The sequence below is a fragment of the Pseudomonas sp. zfem002 genome, assembly GCF_032621685.1.
Taxonomy (GTDB): domain Bacteria; phylum Pseudomonadota; class Gammaproteobacteria; order Pseudomonadales; family Pseudomonadaceae; genus Aquipseudomonas; species Aquipseudomonas japonica.
On record NZ_JAVYJH010000008.1, the window covers coordinates 1 to 14,964 of the forward strand.

General features: G+C 66.7%; 17 protein-coding genes. 12 read left to right on the forward strand and 5 right to left on the reverse strand.

All coding sequences use genetic code 11. The features are described 5' to 3' along the window. Positions 1-174: 174 nt before the first annotated feature. The 3 genes from trxA to RTI28_RS11240 are packed head-to-tail and all read right to left on the reverse strand — an operon-like array spanning position 175 to position 2,187. Entirely contained in the window at positions 175-1,047 is an 873-nt protein-coding gene (gene trxA / locus RTI28_RS11230; RefSeq protein WP_316920517.1) for a thioredoxin, read from the reverse strand. Positions 1,048-1,078: 31 nt separating this feature from the next. Next, positions 1,079-1,738, reverse strand: coding sequence for a class I SAM-dependent methyltransferase (locus RTI28_RS11235; protein ID WP_316920518.1), 660 nt, complete (start codon positions 1,736-1,738; stop codon positions 1,079-1,081). Then, the gene (locus RTI28_RS11240) at positions 1,738-2,187 is read right to left on the reverse strand and encodes a YbaY family lipoprotein (RefSeq protein ID WP_316920519.1); all 450 of its coding nucleotides are present in this window, start codon (positions 2,185-2,187) and stop codon (positions 1,738-1,740) included. The genes RTI28_RS11235 and RTI28_RS11240 overlap by 1 nt, the downstream gene beginning before the upstream one ends. A gap of 109 nt (positions 2,188-2,296) precedes the next feature. On the opposite strand from RTI28_RS11240, the gene nrdR reads away from it, so the two are divergent. The 12 genes from nrdR (at position 2,297) to RTI28_RS11300 (ending at position 10,975) form a co-directional block, all read left to right on the forward strand. Continuing rightward, positions 2,297-2,761, forward strand: coding sequence for a transcriptional regulator NrdR (nrdR, locus tag RTI28_RS11245; RefSeq protein ID WP_316920520.1), 465 nt, complete (start codon positions 2,297-2,299; stop codon positions 2,759-2,761). A gap of 2 nt (positions 2,762-2,763) precedes the next feature. Further along, positions 2,764-3,894 (forward strand): bifunctional diaminohydroxyphosphoribosylaminopyrimidine deaminase/5-amino-6-(5-phosphoribosylamino)uracil reductase RibD, encoded by a 1,131-nt coding sequence (gene ribD / locus RTI28_RS11250; protein WP_316920521.1) that lies wholly within the window; start codon positions 2,764-2,766, stop codon positions 3,892-3,894. A 44-nt stretch (positions 3,895-3,938) separates the two neighbouring features. Next, positions 3,939-4,604, forward strand: coding sequence for a riboflavin synthase (locus RTI28_RS11255; RefSeq protein WP_042123606.1), 666 nt, complete (start codon positions 3,939-3,941; stop codon positions 4,602-4,604). A gap of 19 nt (positions 4,605-4,623) precedes the next feature. Then, entirely contained in the window at positions 4,624-5,715 is a 1,092-nt protein-coding gene (gene ribBA / locus RTI28_RS11260) for a bifunctional 3,4-dihydroxy-2-butanone-4-phosphate synthase/GTP cyclohydrolase II (RefSeq protein ID WP_316920522.1), read from the forward strand. Positions 5,716-5,805: 90 nt separating this feature from the next. After that, positions 5,806-6,282, forward strand: coding sequence for a 6,7-dimethyl-8-ribityllumazine synthase (gene ribE, locus RTI28_RS11265; RefSeq protein ID WP_316920523.1), 477 nt, complete (start codon positions 5,806-5,808; stop codon positions 6,280-6,282). Continuing rightward, positions 6,279-6,779 (forward strand): transcription antitermination factor NusB, encoded by a 501-nt coding sequence (nusB, locus tag RTI28_RS11270; RefSeq protein WP_316920524.1) that lies wholly within the window; start codon positions 6,279-6,281, stop codon positions 6,777-6,779. The genes ribE and nusB overlap by 4 nt, the downstream gene beginning before the upstream one ends. An 18-nt stretch (positions 6,780-6,797) precedes the next feature. Continuing rightward, entirely contained in the window at positions 6,798-7,763 is a 966-nt protein-coding gene (thiL, locus tag RTI28_RS11275; protein ID WP_316920525.1) for a thiamine-phosphate kinase, read from the forward strand. After that, positions 7,760-8,263, forward strand: coding sequence for a phosphatidylglycerophosphatase A (locus tag RTI28_RS11280; protein ID WP_042123613.1), 504 nt, complete (start codon positions 7,760-7,762; stop codon positions 8,261-8,263). The genes thiL and RTI28_RS11280 overlap by 4 nt, the downstream gene beginning before the upstream one ends. A gap of 49 nt (positions 8,264-8,312) precedes the next feature. Continuing rightward, the gene (locus RTI28_RS11285; protein ID WP_401253185.1) at positions 8,313-9,020 is read left to right on the forward strand and encodes a substrate-binding periplasmic protein; all 708 of its coding nucleotides are present in this window, start codon (positions 8,313-8,315) and stop codon (positions 9,018-9,020) included. A gap of 115 nt (positions 9,021-9,135) precedes the next feature. After that, positions 9,136-9,753 (forward strand): GTP cyclohydrolase II, encoded by a 618-nt coding sequence (gene ribA, locus RTI28_RS11290; protein ID WP_042123618.1) that lies wholly within the window; start codon positions 9,136-9,138, stop codon positions 9,751-9,753. Then, positions 9,750-10,169, forward strand: coding sequence for an MFS transporter (locus RTI28_RS11295; RefSeq protein ID WP_316920527.1), 420 nt, complete (start codon positions 9,750-9,752; stop codon positions 10,167-10,169). Before ribA ends, RTI28_RS11295 begins: the two co-directional genes overlap by 4 nt. Further along, positions 10,169-10,975 (forward strand): cobalamin-binding protein, encoded by an 807-nt coding sequence (locus RTI28_RS11300; RefSeq protein ID WP_316920528.1) that lies wholly within the window; start codon positions 10,169-10,171, stop codon positions 10,973-10,975. The genes RTI28_RS11295 and RTI28_RS11300 overlap by 1 nt, the downstream gene beginning before the upstream one ends. Here the strand turns inward: RTI28_RS11300 and RTI28_RS11305 are convergent. Continuing rightward, positions 10,953-12,830 carry a TonB-dependent receptor domain-containing protein gene (locus RTI28_RS11305; RefSeq protein WP_316920529.1) on the reverse strand — a complete coding sequence of 626 codons (1,878 nt, stop codon included), beginning with the start codon at positions 12,828-12,830 and terminating at the stop codon, positions 10,953-10,955. The two genes, RTI28_RS11300 and RTI28_RS11305, sit on opposite strands and share 23 nt — an antisense overlap. A 193-nt stretch (positions 12,831-13,023) precedes the next feature. Continuing rightward, entirely contained in the window at positions 13,024-14,922 is a 1,899-nt protein-coding gene (gene dxs, locus RTI28_RS11310) for a 1-deoxy-D-xylulose-5-phosphate synthase (RefSeq protein WP_316920530.1), read from the reverse strand. Positions 14,923-14,964: the final 42 nt, after the last annotated feature.

The following is a 14,964-nucleotide window of genomic DNA, read 5'->3' on the forward strand; positions in this document are numbered from 1 at the left end:
CTCATTCAACTGTTCGGGCTTCGGGTCAGAGTGAGAGGTGGATGGCGACTATGCTCCCACACGTGCTCTAGGGCACCGCCGGCATCCAGTCTGCCATCCACCGCTCTCACACCTTGATTTTAAGAGGTCCTGAAGACACAAGCCGGCGTTGCCGGCGATAGGGCCATCACTGATTCAGTACAAGGCAGCGAACAACTTGCGCCGATAGGTCCCCACCAGCGGATGATCGTTGCCCAGCAACTCGAACACCTGCAGCAGGGTCTTGTGCGGCAGCCCGCCTTCATAACCGCGATTGCGCTTGAACAGCTTCAGCAGACCTTCCAGCGCCGCCTCGTATTGCTGGCGCGACAACTGCTGGATGGTCAGTTGATAGGCCGCTTCGTCATCCTCGGCATTCTGCGCCAGGCGGGTTTTCAGATCGGCCACTTCCGGCAGGGCCTTGGCCTGGGCGAGGAAGGTCAGTTGCGCCTTGGCACCCGCCAGCGCGGCCTTGTGCTCGTCGCTCTTCACCGCGTCGAGTACGGTCTGCGCCTCGCCCAGTTCACCCCGCTCGGCCAGGCAGCGGGCATAGAGGATCAGTGCGCCGGCATTGCTGTTGTCTTCCGCCAGCAGCGCCTTGAGGGTAGCTTCCGCCTCGCTGAAGCGGCCGTCGTTGAACAGCGCCTGGGCCAGCTCCAGCGGATCGGCGGCGGCCGGTGCCGGCTGCTGCACATGGGGCTCGAGCATGGCGCGGATCGCCGATTCCGGCTGCGCACCGGCGAAGCCGTCGACCGGCTGGCCGTCCTTGAACAGGACCACGGTGGGCAGGCTGCGGATGCCGAAGCGGGCGACGATGTCCTGCTCGATGTCGCAGTTGACCTTGGCCAGCAGCAGCTCGCCCTGATACTCCTCGGTGATCTTCGCCAGCATCGGCATCAGCGCCTTGCACGGCGCGCACCAGTCGGCCCAGAAATCCACCAGCACCGGCTTGTGGTGCGAGTTGGCGACCACCACCTGGTCGAAGTTGGCGACGGTGGTATCGAATATGTACGGGGTGTCCTGACTCATCTCGACTCTCGCGAACGCATGAATGGCGCCACTATACGGCGCCGCGACTGGCATGGTACAGGCTCACCTGGCGAAACTCGTGGGGTTCGGCGAGGTCCGGCAGGGTCAGGGCGTGCAGGGTGTCGAGCTGGCGGTACAGCGGATGGCGAAAATCGCGAACCCGTGAATCGGCCACCAGCGCCTGCTGGCCGCGGCTGAGGAATTCGTCCAGCAACGGCAGGTTGGCGCGGTCATAGAGCACGTCGGCGACCAGGATCAGGTCGAAGCGGTCGTCCTCGGCGAAGAAGTCGCTGGAGTAGTTCAGCTCCACGCCGTTGAGCGCCGCGTTGGCCCGGCTGGCCTGCAGCGCCAGCGGGTCGAGGTCGCAGGCCACCACTTCCAGGGCCCCGGCCTTCGCCGCGGCGATCCCGGCGATGCCGGAGCCTGCGCCGAAATCCAGTACGCGCTTGCCGGCCACCCATTCCGGGCGTTCGGCCAGGTAGCGGGCCATGGCCAGGCCGCTGGCCCAGCAGAAGCTCCAGTACGGAGGCTCGTCGAGAATGCGCCGGGTTTCCTCGGGGCTGAAGGCGCGGTCCATGTTGTCGGCGTCGATCAGCCAGAGCTTCAGCGTGCACTCGGGCAGTTCGCTGGTCACCAGGCGGGCATCGCCCAGCAACTCGCTCAGGGCCGCTTGCAGGTGAACCGGCGCCATTACGGTGCCTTGTCCAGTTGCAGCGGGCCGAAGGCCTGGGTGTCGGCGCGGGTCACGCTGAGTGGCCTGAGGTGCAGGATCAGTTGCCCGGACTGGCTGGCGCGGGCGCGCAGTTCGACGCGGGCGCCGGCCGGGAAGACTTCCGGATTGAAACGCAGCTGGAACGCCAGCGGCTGGCCGGTGCCGTCGAAGGTGTCGCTGGCCAGCAGGCGTTGCGGGCGGCCGCGTTCGTCGATCACCAGCAGGGCAACCTCGACTTCGGCGCCACGGGGGATATTGGTGAAGCTGCCGCTCAGCTCGCGCTGGTGGGCGGGCAGCGGGGTCGGTACATGAACGTGCTTGGCCACGGTCTTCGCCGGTGCCGGCGCTGGTACGGGTTTGGGGGCTTCGCTGCTGCAGGCTGCCAGCAGGCCAGCGAAGCCGAGCACGGCGAGCGCTCGAAACGACATGGTGAATTTCCTTGGGGGGCGTATTTCCTCACTGGATGGTAACCCCTTTGGCTTGTCTTGCCAGTCGGATGCGCTACCATGGCCCTCCCTTTTTTTGTTGCCTGCCACCATGCACTGTCCCTTCTGCGGTGCCAACGACACCAAAGTCATCGACTCGCGCCTGGTCGCCGAGGGTGAGCAAGTGCGCCGTCGCCGCGAATGCGTGGCCTGCGGTGAGCGCTTCACCACCTTCGAGACCGCCGAGCTGGTCCTCCCGCGCCTGATCAAGCAGGACGGCACCCGCCAGCCCTTCGACGAGGACAAACTGCGCGCCGGCATGCAGCGCGCCCTGGAAAAACGCCCGGTCAGCGTCGAGCGCCTGGAAGCGGCGCTGGCGCATATCAAGCACAAGCTGCGGGCCAAGGGCGAGCGCGAGGTCAAGTCGCTGGTCGTCGGTGAGCTGGTCATGGCCGAGCTGCGCAAGCTCGACGAAGTCGCCTATATCCGCTTCGCCTCGGTCTACCGGCGTTTCCAGGACCTCGACGAGTTCCGCGAAGAGATCGACCGCCTGGCCCGCGAGCCTGCCAAAGAGTGAACATGTCCACAGAACGCGCCGTCCTCGATGCCCACTACATGGCCCGTGCCCTGGAACTGGCACGCAAGGGCCTGTATTCCACGCACCCGAACCCGCGGGTCGGCTGCGTCATCGTGCGTGACGGGCGCATCGTCGGCGAGGGCTGGCACGTGCGTGCCGGCGAGCCGCACGCCGAGGTCCATGCCCTGCACGAGGCCGGCGAGCTGGCGCGCGGTGCTTGCGCCTACGTCACCCTGGAACCCTGCAGCCACCATGGGCGCACGCCGCCCTGCGCCGATGCGCTGGTCAAGGCCGGCGTGAGCCGGGTGGTCGCGGCCATGCGCGACCCCAACCCCCAGGTCGCCGGCAATGGCCTCAAACGCCTGGCCGAGGCCGGTATCGAAGTCGCCAGCGGCGTGCTCGAAGGCGAAGCCCGGGCACTCAACCCCGGATTCCTCAAGCGTATGGAACACGGCCTGCCGTTCGTCCGGGTCAAGCTGGCGATGAGCCTGGACGGGCGCACCGCCATGGCCAGCGGCGAAAGCCAGTGGATCACCGGCGCCGCGGCGCGCTCCGCGGTGCAGCGCCTGCGCGCCCGTTCCAGCGTGGTGCTGAGCAGCGCCAGCAGCGTGCTGGCGGACAACGCGCGGATGACCGTGCGCGGCGAGGAACTGGGCCTGGACGCCGAGACCACAGCCCTGGCGCTGGCGCGTCCGCCACTGCGGGTACTGATCGACGGGCGTCTGCGCCTGCCGCTGCAGGCCGCGTTCTTCCAGGCCGGTCCGGCCCTGGTGGTTACCGCCGCCGAAGACGATCCACGCTACGCCGCCGCCGGCCACCAGTTGCTGCGCATCGCCGGCGAAGATGGCCGGGTCGATCTGCGCAAGCTGCTGGTCGAACTGGCCCGCCGCGACATCAGCGAAGTGCTGGTGGAGGCCGGCCCAGGTCTTGCCGGCGCCTTCGCCCAGCTCGGCCTGGTGGACGAATACCAGCTGTTCATCGCCGGCAAGTTCCTTGGCTCGAGTGCGCGTCCGCTGCTGGACTGGCCGCTGGCGCGGATGAGCGAGGCGCCGTCACTGAAAATCACCGAAATGCGCGCGATTGGCGATGACTGGCGAGTCACGGCAATCCCCGTGCCCGCTCCGGGCGTATAATTCGCGGCTTGCGCTAGGCGCGGCCTGTTCTCGAGGAGGACCTCATGTTCACCGGCATCATCGAATCCATCGGCAGCATCCGCAGCATCACCCCGAAAGGCGGTGACGTGCGCGTGCATGTCGAAACCGGCAAGCTCGACCTGGGCGACGTCAAGCTGGGCGACAGCATCGCGGTCAACGGCGTCTGCCTGACCGCCGTGGAATTGCCGGGCGATGGCTTCTGGGCCGACGTCAGCCGGGAGACCCTGGACTGCACCGCCTTCTCCGACCTGAAGAGCGGCAGCCGGGTCAACCTGGAAAAGGCCCTGACCCCGACCACCCGCCTGGGCGGCCACCTGGTCAGCGGTCACGTCGACGGTGTCGGCGAGATCGTCTCCCGTGCCGATAACGCCCGCGCCATCCAGTTCCGCGTGCGCGCACCGAAGGAACTGGCGAAGTACATCGCCCACAAGGGCTCGATCACCGTCGACGGCACCAGCCTGACGGTCAACGACGTCGATGGCGCCGAGTTCGAGCTGACCATCGTCCCGCATACCCTGGCCGAGACCATCATGGCCGACTACCGCCCCGGCCGCCGGGTCAACCTCGAGGTCGACCTGCTGGCGCGTTATCTGGAGCGCCTGCTCCTGGGCGACAAGGCCGCCGAGCCGAGCAAAGGCAGCGGTATCACCGAAAGTTTCCTGGCCGCCAACGGCTACCTGAAATCCTGAATTGAGAAGGGGGTGCCGCGTGGCGCTCAACACCATCGAAGAACTGGTCGAAGACATCCGCCAGGGCAAAATGGTCATCCTGATGGATGACGAAGACCGCGAGAACGAAGGCGACATCATCATGGCAGCGGAATGCTGCCTGCCTGAGCACATCAACTTCATGGCCAAGCACGCCCGCGGCCTGATCTGCATGCCGATGACCCGCGAGCGCTGCGAGACCCTGAAGCTGCCGCTGATGGCGCCGCGCAACGGTTCCGGCTTCGGCACCAAGTTCACCGTATCGATCGAGGCCGCCGAGGGCGTCACCACCGGCATCTCCGCCGCCGACCGCGCGCGTACCGTGCAGGCCGCCGCGGCCAAGGACGCCAAGGCCGAGGACATCGTCAGCCCGGGTCACATCTTCCCGCTGATGGCCCAGCCGGGCGGCACCCTGGCCCGCGCCGGCCACACCGAGGCTGCCTGCGACCTGGCGCGCATGGCCGGTTTCGAGCCGAGCGGGGTCATCTGCGAGGTGATGAACGACGACGGCACCATGTCGCGTCGTGCGGAGCTGGAAGTGTTCGCCGCCGAGCACGGCATCAAGATCGGCACCATCGCCGACCTGATCCACTACCGCATGATCCACGAGCGCACCATCCAGCGCATCGCCGAGCAGCCACTGGACAGCGAGCTGGGTCACTTCAACCTGGTCACCTACCGCGACTCCGTGGAAGGCGACGTGCACATGGCCCTGACCCTCGGCAAGATCTGCTCCGACGAACCGACCCTGGTCCGCGTGCACAACATGGACCCGCTGCGCGACCTGCTGATGGTCAAGCAACCGGGGCGCTGGAGCCTGCGCGCGGCGATGAGCGCCGTGGCCGACGCCGGCAGCGGCGTGGTCCTGCTGCTCGGCCATCCGCTGGACGGCGACGTGCTGCTGGCGCATATCCGCGAGAGCGCGGGCGATGCGCCGACCAAGGCGCCGACCACCTACAGCACCGTCGGTGCCGGTTCGCAGATCCTGCGTGACCTCGGTGTGCGCAAGATGCGCCTGATGAGTTCGCCGATGAAGTTCAACGCGATATCCGGATTCGATCTGGAAGTTGTAGAATACGTGCCCTCCGAATGACCCGATGGCGTTTGACCGCCGTCCATTCGTGACCAAAACTCCCACAGGCCGCGTTCTTGCGGCCTGGCTCTTTAAGATGAGAATCCCGCAATGTCCCTGAAGACCATCGAAGGTACCTTCATTGCCCCCAAAGGTCGCTATGCTTTGGTGGTTGGCCGCTTCAACAGCTTCGTCGTCGAAAGCCTGGTGAGCGGTGCCGTTGACGCCCTGGTTCGTCATGGCGTGAGCGAAAGCGACATCACCATCATCCGTGCGCCTGGCGCGTTCGAAATCCCGCTGGTCACGCAGAAGGTCGCCCAACAGGGTGATTACTCCGCGATCATCGCCCTGGGTGCGGTGATTCGTGGCGGTACTCCGCACTTCGAATACGTTGCGGGCGAGTGCACCAAGGGCCTGGCCCAGGTATCCATGGAGTTCGGCATCCCGGTCGCGTTCGGTGTCCTGACCGTCGACTCGATCGAACAGGCCATCGAGCGTTCCGGCACCAAGGCCGGCAACAAAGGCGCCGAAGCCGCCCTGTCCGCTCTGGAAATGGTCAGTCTGCTGGCGCAGCTGGAGGCCAAGTGATTAGCGACGAAAGCGATCGTTTCAACCCGCGTGATCCGAAACCCGCCGATGCGGGCAAGCCATCGAAGAGCGCCAAGCGCCGCGAAGCCCGCAAGCTCGCGACCCAGGCCCTGTATCAATGGCACATGGCTCAGCATTCGCTGAACGAGATCGAAGCGCAGTTCCGGGTCGACAACGATTTCAGCGATGTCGATGGCGCCTACTTCCGCGAGATCCTTCACGGGGTCCCGGCGAAGAAGAACGAAATCGACAACGCCCTCAAGCCTTGCCTGGACATGGCCCTGGAAGAACTCGACCCGGTCGAGCTGTCCGTCCTGCGCCTGTCCGGCTGGGAACTGCTGGTGCGCCACGACGTGCCGTATCGCGTGGTGATCAACGAGGGTATCGAGCTGGCCAAGGTCTTCGGTTCCACCGATGGCCACAAGTTCGTCAACGGCGTTCTCGACAAGCTCGCACCCGTGCTTCGCGAAGCCGAAGTGAAGGCGTACAAGCGCTGATCGCGGCGCTGTCTGTCCATGGGTGAGTTCGAGCTGATCCGCCAGTTCTTCGCCGCCGCGCCCTGCGCGCAGGGTGGCGAAGGCATCGCCCTCGGCATCGGTGACGATTGCGCGTTGCTGGCGCCGGCTCCCGGCGAACAGCTGGCAATCTCCACCGACACGCTGGTGGCCGGGGTGCATTTCCCCGCCGTCAGCGACCCTTTCCTGCTCGGCCAGCGCTCGCTGGCGGTCGCAGCCAGTGATCTGGCTGCCATGGGCGCCACGCCCCTTGCCTTCACCCTTGCCCTGACCCTCGCCGATACCGATCCGGATTGGCTGCGCGACTATGCCCGCGGCCTGAGCCAGATGGCCACTCAATGTGGCCTGACCCTGGTCGGCGGCGACACCACTCGCGGCCCGTTGAGCCTGACCATGACCGTGTTCGGTCGCGTGCCGGTCGGGCAGGCGCTGACCCGCAGCGGCGCACGGGTTGGTGATCTGCTCTGTGTCGGTGGCGAGCTGGGCAATGCCGCTGGCGCCTTGCCGCTGGTCCTGGGCGAGCGGCAAGCCGATGCAACCCTGGCCGCGCCGCTGTTGTCCCATTACTGGTCGCCGTCGCCGCAGATCGCCCTGGGCCAGGCCCTGCGCGGCAAGGCCACGGCGGCGTTGGACATTTCCGACGGTCTGCTGGCCGATTGCGGGCATATTGCCAAGGCGTCCCGTGTCGCCTTGCGCGTGGAGCTGGAACGCCTGCCGCTGAGCGCGGCGCTGACCGCGTTCCTCGGCCTCGACGCGGCGCACCAGGCGGCACTGGCGGGTGGGGACGACTACGTCATCGCCTTCACCCTGCCGCCCGCCGAGCTGGACGGCCTGCGTGCCGCCGGTTGGCCGGTGCATGTGGTCGGTCGGGTCGAGGCGGGCAGCGGCGTCAGCCTGCACGATGCCGCAGGCCGTGACATCACCCCCGCCGTTCGCGGCTATCAACATTTCAGGGAGACACCGTGACCGACCACCCCAATCAGGTGCCAGCGGAAAACGTTCCGCCCTCGGTCTGGCGCAACCCCTGGCATTTCCTCGCCTTCGGCTTCGGTTCCGGCACCCTGCCCAAGGCTCCGGGTACCTGGGGCTCGCTGGTGGCGCTGCCGTTCGTGCCGCTGTGGCAGATGCTGCCCGACTGGGGCTACTGGCTGATGCTCGGGCTGACCATGCTGTTCGGCTTCTGGCTGTGCGGCAAGGTCGCCGACGACCTCGGTGTGCATGACCACGAAGGCATCGTCTGGGACGAAATGGTCGGCATGTGGATTACCCTCTGGCTGGTGCCGGAGGGGTGGCTATGGTTGCTTGCCGGGTTCCTGATGTTCCGCTTCTTCGACATTCTCAAGCCGTGGCCGATCCGCTGGGTCGACCGGCATGTGCATGGCGGGGTGGGCATCATGCTCGACGACGTGCTGGCCGGCGTGTTCGCCTGGCTGGCCATGCAAGTGCTGGTGTGGAGTCTGATCTAAAGGGAGGCGCGTCATGCGCAAGTGGCGACAATGGCTGCTGCTGGTGGCCATGCTGGCTGGGATGCTGGGAATCGCTCGGGCCGAGGATCTTCCGTCGGAGGTCCGCCTGGCCAGTGAAAACTGGCAGGACTACACCAATGCCGACGGTACGGGCCTGGCCTGGGACGTCCTGCGCCAGGTCTTCGAGCCGGCCGGGGTCAAGGTCCGCGTGCTCAGCGCGCCCTACACCCGGGCCATCGGCCTGGTGAAGCGCGGCGAGGCGGATGCCTGGGTCGGCTCCTACCACGAGGAGAACAGCGACAACCTCTACCCGCGCTGGAACTTCGATTCCGACCATATCTACGCCCTGGGCCTGGTCAGCAAGCCGCTGCCGACCCCGGACAACATCGGCCAGTTCCGCCTGTCCTGGGTGCGCGGCTATGACTACCAGCACTACCTGCCGAATGTCGGTTACTACCGCGAGGTGCAGCGCCGCGATGGCATCCTGCCAATGCTCGAGCGCGAGCGGGTCGACTTCTACATCGATGCCCAGACCGAAGTGAATGACGTGCATGCCCAGGCCGAGCATCCGGAGAAATTCCGCAGCACCCATGTGGCGGAACTGCCGTTGTATCTGGCATTCGGCAATACGCCGCAGGGCAAGGCGTTGCGCGACCTGTTCGACAGGCGCATGGACGAGTTGGTGCACAGTGGCGCGCTCAAGCCGATTTTCCAGCAATGGAAGCAGCCTTACCCGTTCGAACCGGCGGGCCGATAGCCAACGCATTATCGAACTTTTCGATATTTTTCCCCGCAAATTCAGCATAAGCAGCCACGCCAAGCTGCTGTTACAATCGGCCCACGTCAATTTTCATGCATATCAGGAGCACAAGGTGCCCGTCGTTTTCGTTGCCGCTTCCAAGCTGCCTACTCCTTTCGCGACTTTCACCATGCACGGTTTTCTCGACGAAGCCACGGGCCGCGAGCACGTCGTGCTCAGCCTTGGCGCGGTCGATGACGGCCAGCCGGTGCTGGGTCGCCTGCATTCCGAGTGCCTGACGGGCGACGCCCTGTTCAGCCAGCGCTGCGATTGCGGTTCGCAGCTCGAGGCAGCCCTGCAAGCCATCGCCCGGGAAGGGCGTGGCGTTCTTCTCTATCTGCGCCAGGAAGGCCGTGGCATCGGTCTGCTCAACAAGATCCGCGCATACGAGTTGCAGGACGGCGGTGCCGACACCGTCGAGGCCAACGAGCGCCTGGGCTTCGCCGCCGATCAGCGTGACTACGCCATGTGCCGGCCGATGCTGGAGCACCTGGGCGTCAGCGCGCTGCGCCTGATGACCAACAACCCGCGCAAGGTCAAGGCGCTGACCGACATGGGCATCGTCGTCGCCGAGCGCGTGCCGCTGCACACCGGACACAACCCGCACAACAAGCACTACCTGGCGACCAAGGCCGGCAAGCTCGGCCACATGATGGGCAACGAGCACCAGGGTGAGGTCGGCCGGGCGTGACCCGCAGCCAGGTTCGCGCCCGCCTGACCCTCGCCTGGTGGCAGTACCTGGCGGTGGCGCTGGCACCCTTGCTGGTGTTCGCCTGGGCCTTCGGTGGCGGTGAGCCGGTCATTCCGATCCTGGCCATGCCGATGTTCATCGCTGGCGTGGCGTCGATGTTTCTTACCCTGCCGCGCTTCGGTGCCTACAAGCATGCGCTGATCGCCACCGGCAAGGCCCTGGACAGCGACGCCGAACCGGCGGCCTGGATCGAACTGGCGCGAGCGCGCCGCCTGGGCATGCTGTTCGCCTGCCTGCCGGCCTGGGTCGCCGCGCTGTCGGTGTTCGTCGGTCTGGAGGCGGTGCCGCAGATTCTCCTGGCGATCTCCAGCGTGGTGATCCTCTACCTCTACCGTATCCCGCGTCAGCTGGCCTGATGCGCGGCGTTCTCCTGCTGGTGCTGCTGGCGTGCGCCGGCGCGCTGGCGGCGGCGCCACGGGTAGTCAGCCTGGCGCCCTCGCTGACCGAAATCGTGATCGAACTGCAGGCCGCCGATTTGCTGGTGGGCGTACTGGATGCCGGGGAGCGTCCGGCGGCGCTGGCGCAGGTGCCCTCGGTGGGGCGCTACGGGCAACTCGATCTGGAGCGCCTGCTCAGCCTCAAGCCCGACCTGATCCTGCTCTGGCCGGCCAGCGTGCCACCAGCCCAGCGCGCACAGCTGGAGCGCCTCGGCATCGCGCTGTACAGCGCCGAACCCCATGACCTCGACAGCCTGGTCGAGCAGATTGCCAGCATCGGCGAGCGTCTCGGTCGTGCCGAAGCAGGGCGGCAGCGCGCCGCCGAACTGCGGGCGCGGCTCGACGAGCTGCGCCAGCACTATCACCGCGAGCAGCCACGGCGGGTGTTCTACCAGGTGTGGGACAAGCCGCTGTACACAGTCGGTGGCGGGCAGATCATCAGCGATGCCCTGAAGGTCTGCGGCGCGCGCAACCTGTTCGACGACCTCAAGCTGCCCGCGCCGCAGGTCAGCATCGAGAGCGTGCTGCTGCGCGATCCGCAGGTCATCGTGGTGGGCGACCCGGCGCAGTTGAAGGGCTGGACGAACTGGCCGCAGGTCAGCGCGGTGCGCGACGGCCGGTTGCTGGTGGTGCCGGACAAGGGCCTGGAGCGCCCCAGCGGGCAGATGATCGAGGCCACCGCCAGGCTGTGCGAGGCGCTGGCTAGAGCTCCGGCGTCCAGTTGATGGCGAGCATCCAGCCGCGGCCTTCCTCGCGGTAGCCGTAGTAGCTGCCGCCGAAGTTGTACTGGCTGCGGGCGTAGTCCTTGTCCAGCAGGTTCTCGACCTTCAGGTCCAGGCGCAGCTCCGGGCTCAGCGTCCAGCTCGCGCGGGCGCCGAGCAGGCCATAGCCGCCGAGACTGCGCTGGTTGGCGGCATCGGCGTAGCTGCCGCTCACGGCCTGCCAGGACGCGCCGAGCCCCAGGCGATCGAACTGGCGATCCAGGTCAAGGCTCAGGGTGCGACGCGCGCGACGTTCCAGGGTACGGCCGTTTTCCCGATCGCGCGGGTCCATCAGGGCCAGGCCCAACTGGCTCTGCCAGCCGAACCACTGCTGCTTCAGGGTCGTCTCGAAACCGATGATGCGCGCCTTGCTGACGTTGTACGGCGCGGTATCGCGGAAGACGATGGCGTCGCGCAGGTCGGTGCGGTACAGCGAGGTTTCCAGGCGGCTGTCCTCGCTCAGCTGGCTGCGCCACTGCACTTCATAACTCTTCGAGTGCTCGGGCTTGAGGTTCGGGTTGGCGGCGAAGGGGTAGTACAGGTCGTTGAAGGTCGGTGCGCGAAAGCCTTCGCTGTAGGACAGCAACAGGTCGTTGTCCAGGTTCAGCGGCAGGGTCAGGCTGCCGCTCCAGGTGTTCTGTCCGCCGAACTGCTGGTTGCGATCGCGGCGCAGGCCCAGTTCGGTGGAGAAGTGTTCGCCCTGGAAGCGATGCTGGACGAAGACCCCACGGTTCCAGCGGCTGTCCTCGGTGAAATCGGTGCTGGCGTGCAGGCGGTCGACCCAGGTGTCGCCGCCGAGCAGCAGGCTGTGCTGGTCGTTCAGCGTCAGGTCGTTCTGCCAGGTCAGCGAGTCGCGGTAGGTGTTGTACACGTCGTTGACCGGGTTGAGCTTGTCGCGGCTGCGGTCGCGGTTCTCGCTGTGGCCCAGTTCCAGGCGGGTATGCCAGCGCTCGTTGACCTGCGCGGCGAGCCAGGTGTTGACGCTGCTGACGGTGAAATCGGTGTAGGGCGCCTGCGGGCGGATCTCGCCGGTGTCGATGACGTAGAGCCCGTAGGGGCTGTCGAACTCCCGCCGACCGCGGCTATCCAGCACGCTCGCGCCGACCTCCACGTCGTCGCTCAACGCATGCGCCAGGTTCAGGCTCAGCGACCGGTTGCGATAGGCATCATGGTCCTTGTCGCTGGAGAAGGACTGGCGGGTGTCATCGATGCCCGCGCTTTCGTCCAGGCTGGCACCCAGGCTGAAGCGGGTGCGGCCGTCGCCACCGGACAGGCCGAGGCTGCGCTGGAAGGTCTGCTGGCTGCCGGCGGCCAGGCGCACGCGCCCCTGCAGGCCCTGGTCCGTTCCACGTCGGGTGAAGATCTGGATCACCCCGCCCATGGCATCGCTGCCGTAGATCGCCGAGCGCGAGCCGCGCAGCACTTCCACCCGCTCGATCTGCTGGACATCCAGGTACTGCAGGGCGCTGTCGCCGGACGAGGTGTTGGCGATGCGCTGGCCGTCGACCAGTACCAGGGTCTGCGCGGCCTTGGTACCGCGCACGAAGATCCCCGGCAGGCTGCCGCGGCCGCCGGTGCGCGCGACCTGTACGCCGGGGACGCGGGTCAGCAGGTCGGTGATGTTGTCCGGCTGCAGGCGCTCGATGTCGTCGCGGGTGAAGACCGTGGTGGCGGCGCTGGACTGGTTACGGTCCTCGACCTGGCGGTTGGCGCTGATCACCACGTCGGGGAGCTTCAGGGCGGCGTCGCGGTCCAGGGGTTCGGCGAGGAGCGGGGTGGGGAGGCAGAGCAGGAGCGGGGCGAGGCGGGGGAGATTCATGAAATTGAAGAGTCTGGTTGTTGTGGGAGCGTGGTTTGCTCTGTAGGAGCTGGCTTGCCTGCGAAGGACCGCACTAGCGGTCCCAGAACTCACTGCTATCTGGGACCGCTAGTGCGGTCCTTCGCAGGCAAGCCAGCTCCTACAGAGCCTTCGCAGGCAAGCCAGCTCCTACAAAGACCGCGCGGGTCGGGCGTTAGAGGCCCAGCAGATTCATGCGCTGGCGCACCGAATCCTCGATACCGGCGGCATCCAGCCCGCACTCGGCGAGCATCTGCGCCGGCTTGGCATGCTCGACGTAGACGTCCGGCAGACCCAGGTGCAGCACCGGCTTGAGCAGCGCTTCGCGGGCCAGGAACTCGCTGACCGCGGCACCGGCGCCACCCATGATGGCGTTCTCTTCGAGGGTCGCCAGCAGTTCGTGGCTGCCGGCCAGTTCCAGCACCAGGGCTTCATCCAGCGGCTTGACGAAACGCATGTCGACCACCGTGGCGTCGAGCTTTTCCGCGACCTTCATGGCCTCGGCCAGCTGTACGCCGAACACCAGCAGGGCGACCTTGCTGCCCTGGCGGCGAATCACGCCCTTGCCGATTTCCAGCGGTTCCAGGGTGTTCTCGATGGTCGCGTTCGGACCACTGCCGCGCGGGTAGCGCACCGCCGCCGGACCGTCGTACAGGTGACCGGTGCTGAGCATGCGGCGCAGTTCGTTCTCGTCGCTCGGAGTCATCACCAGCATGCCGGGGATGCAGCGCAGGTAGGAGAGGTCGAAGCTGCCGGCATGGGTCGGGCCGTCCTCGCCCACCAGGCCGGCGCGGTCGATGGCGAACAGCACGTCGAGGTTCTGCACCGCGACGTCATGGATCAACTGGTCGTAGGCACGCTGGAGGAAGGTCGAGTAGATCGCCACCACCGGCTTGGAACCTTCGCAGGCCATGCCGGCGGCCAGGGTCACGGCGTGCTGTTCGGCGATCGCGACGTCGAAGTAGCGCTGTGGATAACGTTCGCTGAACGCCACCAGGTCGGAGCCTTCCTTCATCGCCGGGGTGATGCCGACCAGGCGCTCGTCGGCGGCGGCCATGTCGCACAGCCACTGGCCGAACACCGCGGAATACTTCGGTCCGCCGGCCTTCTTCGGCGCGGCGGCCGGCTTGTCCACCGGCTCCAGCTTGGTGATCGCGTGGTAGCCGATCGGGTCGACCTCGGCCGGGGCGAAGCCCTTGCCCTTCTTGGTCACCACATGCAGGAACTGCGGGCCCTTGAGGTCGCGCATGTTGCGCAGGGTGGCGATCAGGGTCGGCAGGTCATGGCCGTCGATGGGGCCGATGTAGTTCCAGCCCAGCTCCTCGAACAGGGTGCCGGGGACCAGCATGCCCTTGGCGTACTCTTCGGTGCGGCGGGCGATTTCCCAGGCGCCGGGCAGGCGCGAGAGGACCTTCTTGCTGCCCTCGCGCATGCTCGCGTAGGTGCGGCTGGAGAGGATCTTGGCCAGGTAGTTGGACAGGCCGCCGACGTTGCGCGAGATCGACATGTCGTTGTCGTTGAGGATCACCAGCATGTCGGCGTTGACTTCCTGGGCGTGGTTCAACGCCTCGAAGGCCATGCCGGCCGTGAGGGCGCCGTCGCCGATCACCGCGATGGACTTGCGCGACTCGTTGCGCAGGCGGGCGGCGATGGCCATGCCCAGTGCGGCGCTGATCGAGGTGCTGGAGTGGCCGACGCCGAAGGTGTCGTATTCGCTCTCGCTGCGCCGCGGGAAGGCGGCGATGCCGTCCTTCTGGCGCAGGGTGTTCATGCGCTGGCGGCGACCGGTGAGGATCTTGTGCGGATAGGCCTGGTGCCCGACGTCCCACACCAGACGGTCGTCCGGGGTGTCGAAGACGTAGTGCAGGGCGACCGTCAGCTCGATGACGCCCAGGCCGGCACCGAAGTGCCCGCCGGTCTGCCCGACGGTATAGAGCAGTTCCTGACGCAGTTCGTCAGCCAGGTTCTCCAGGTCGGCTTCGGCCAGACGACGCAGGCCGGCTGGCGTATCGGCACGGTCGAGCAGCGGCGTGACCGGGCGTTCGCGGGGGATCTCTTGAAACGTCGTGGGCATCAGGCGAGTCGTTATAGGTTTGAAGACGCGGCAGTTTACCCC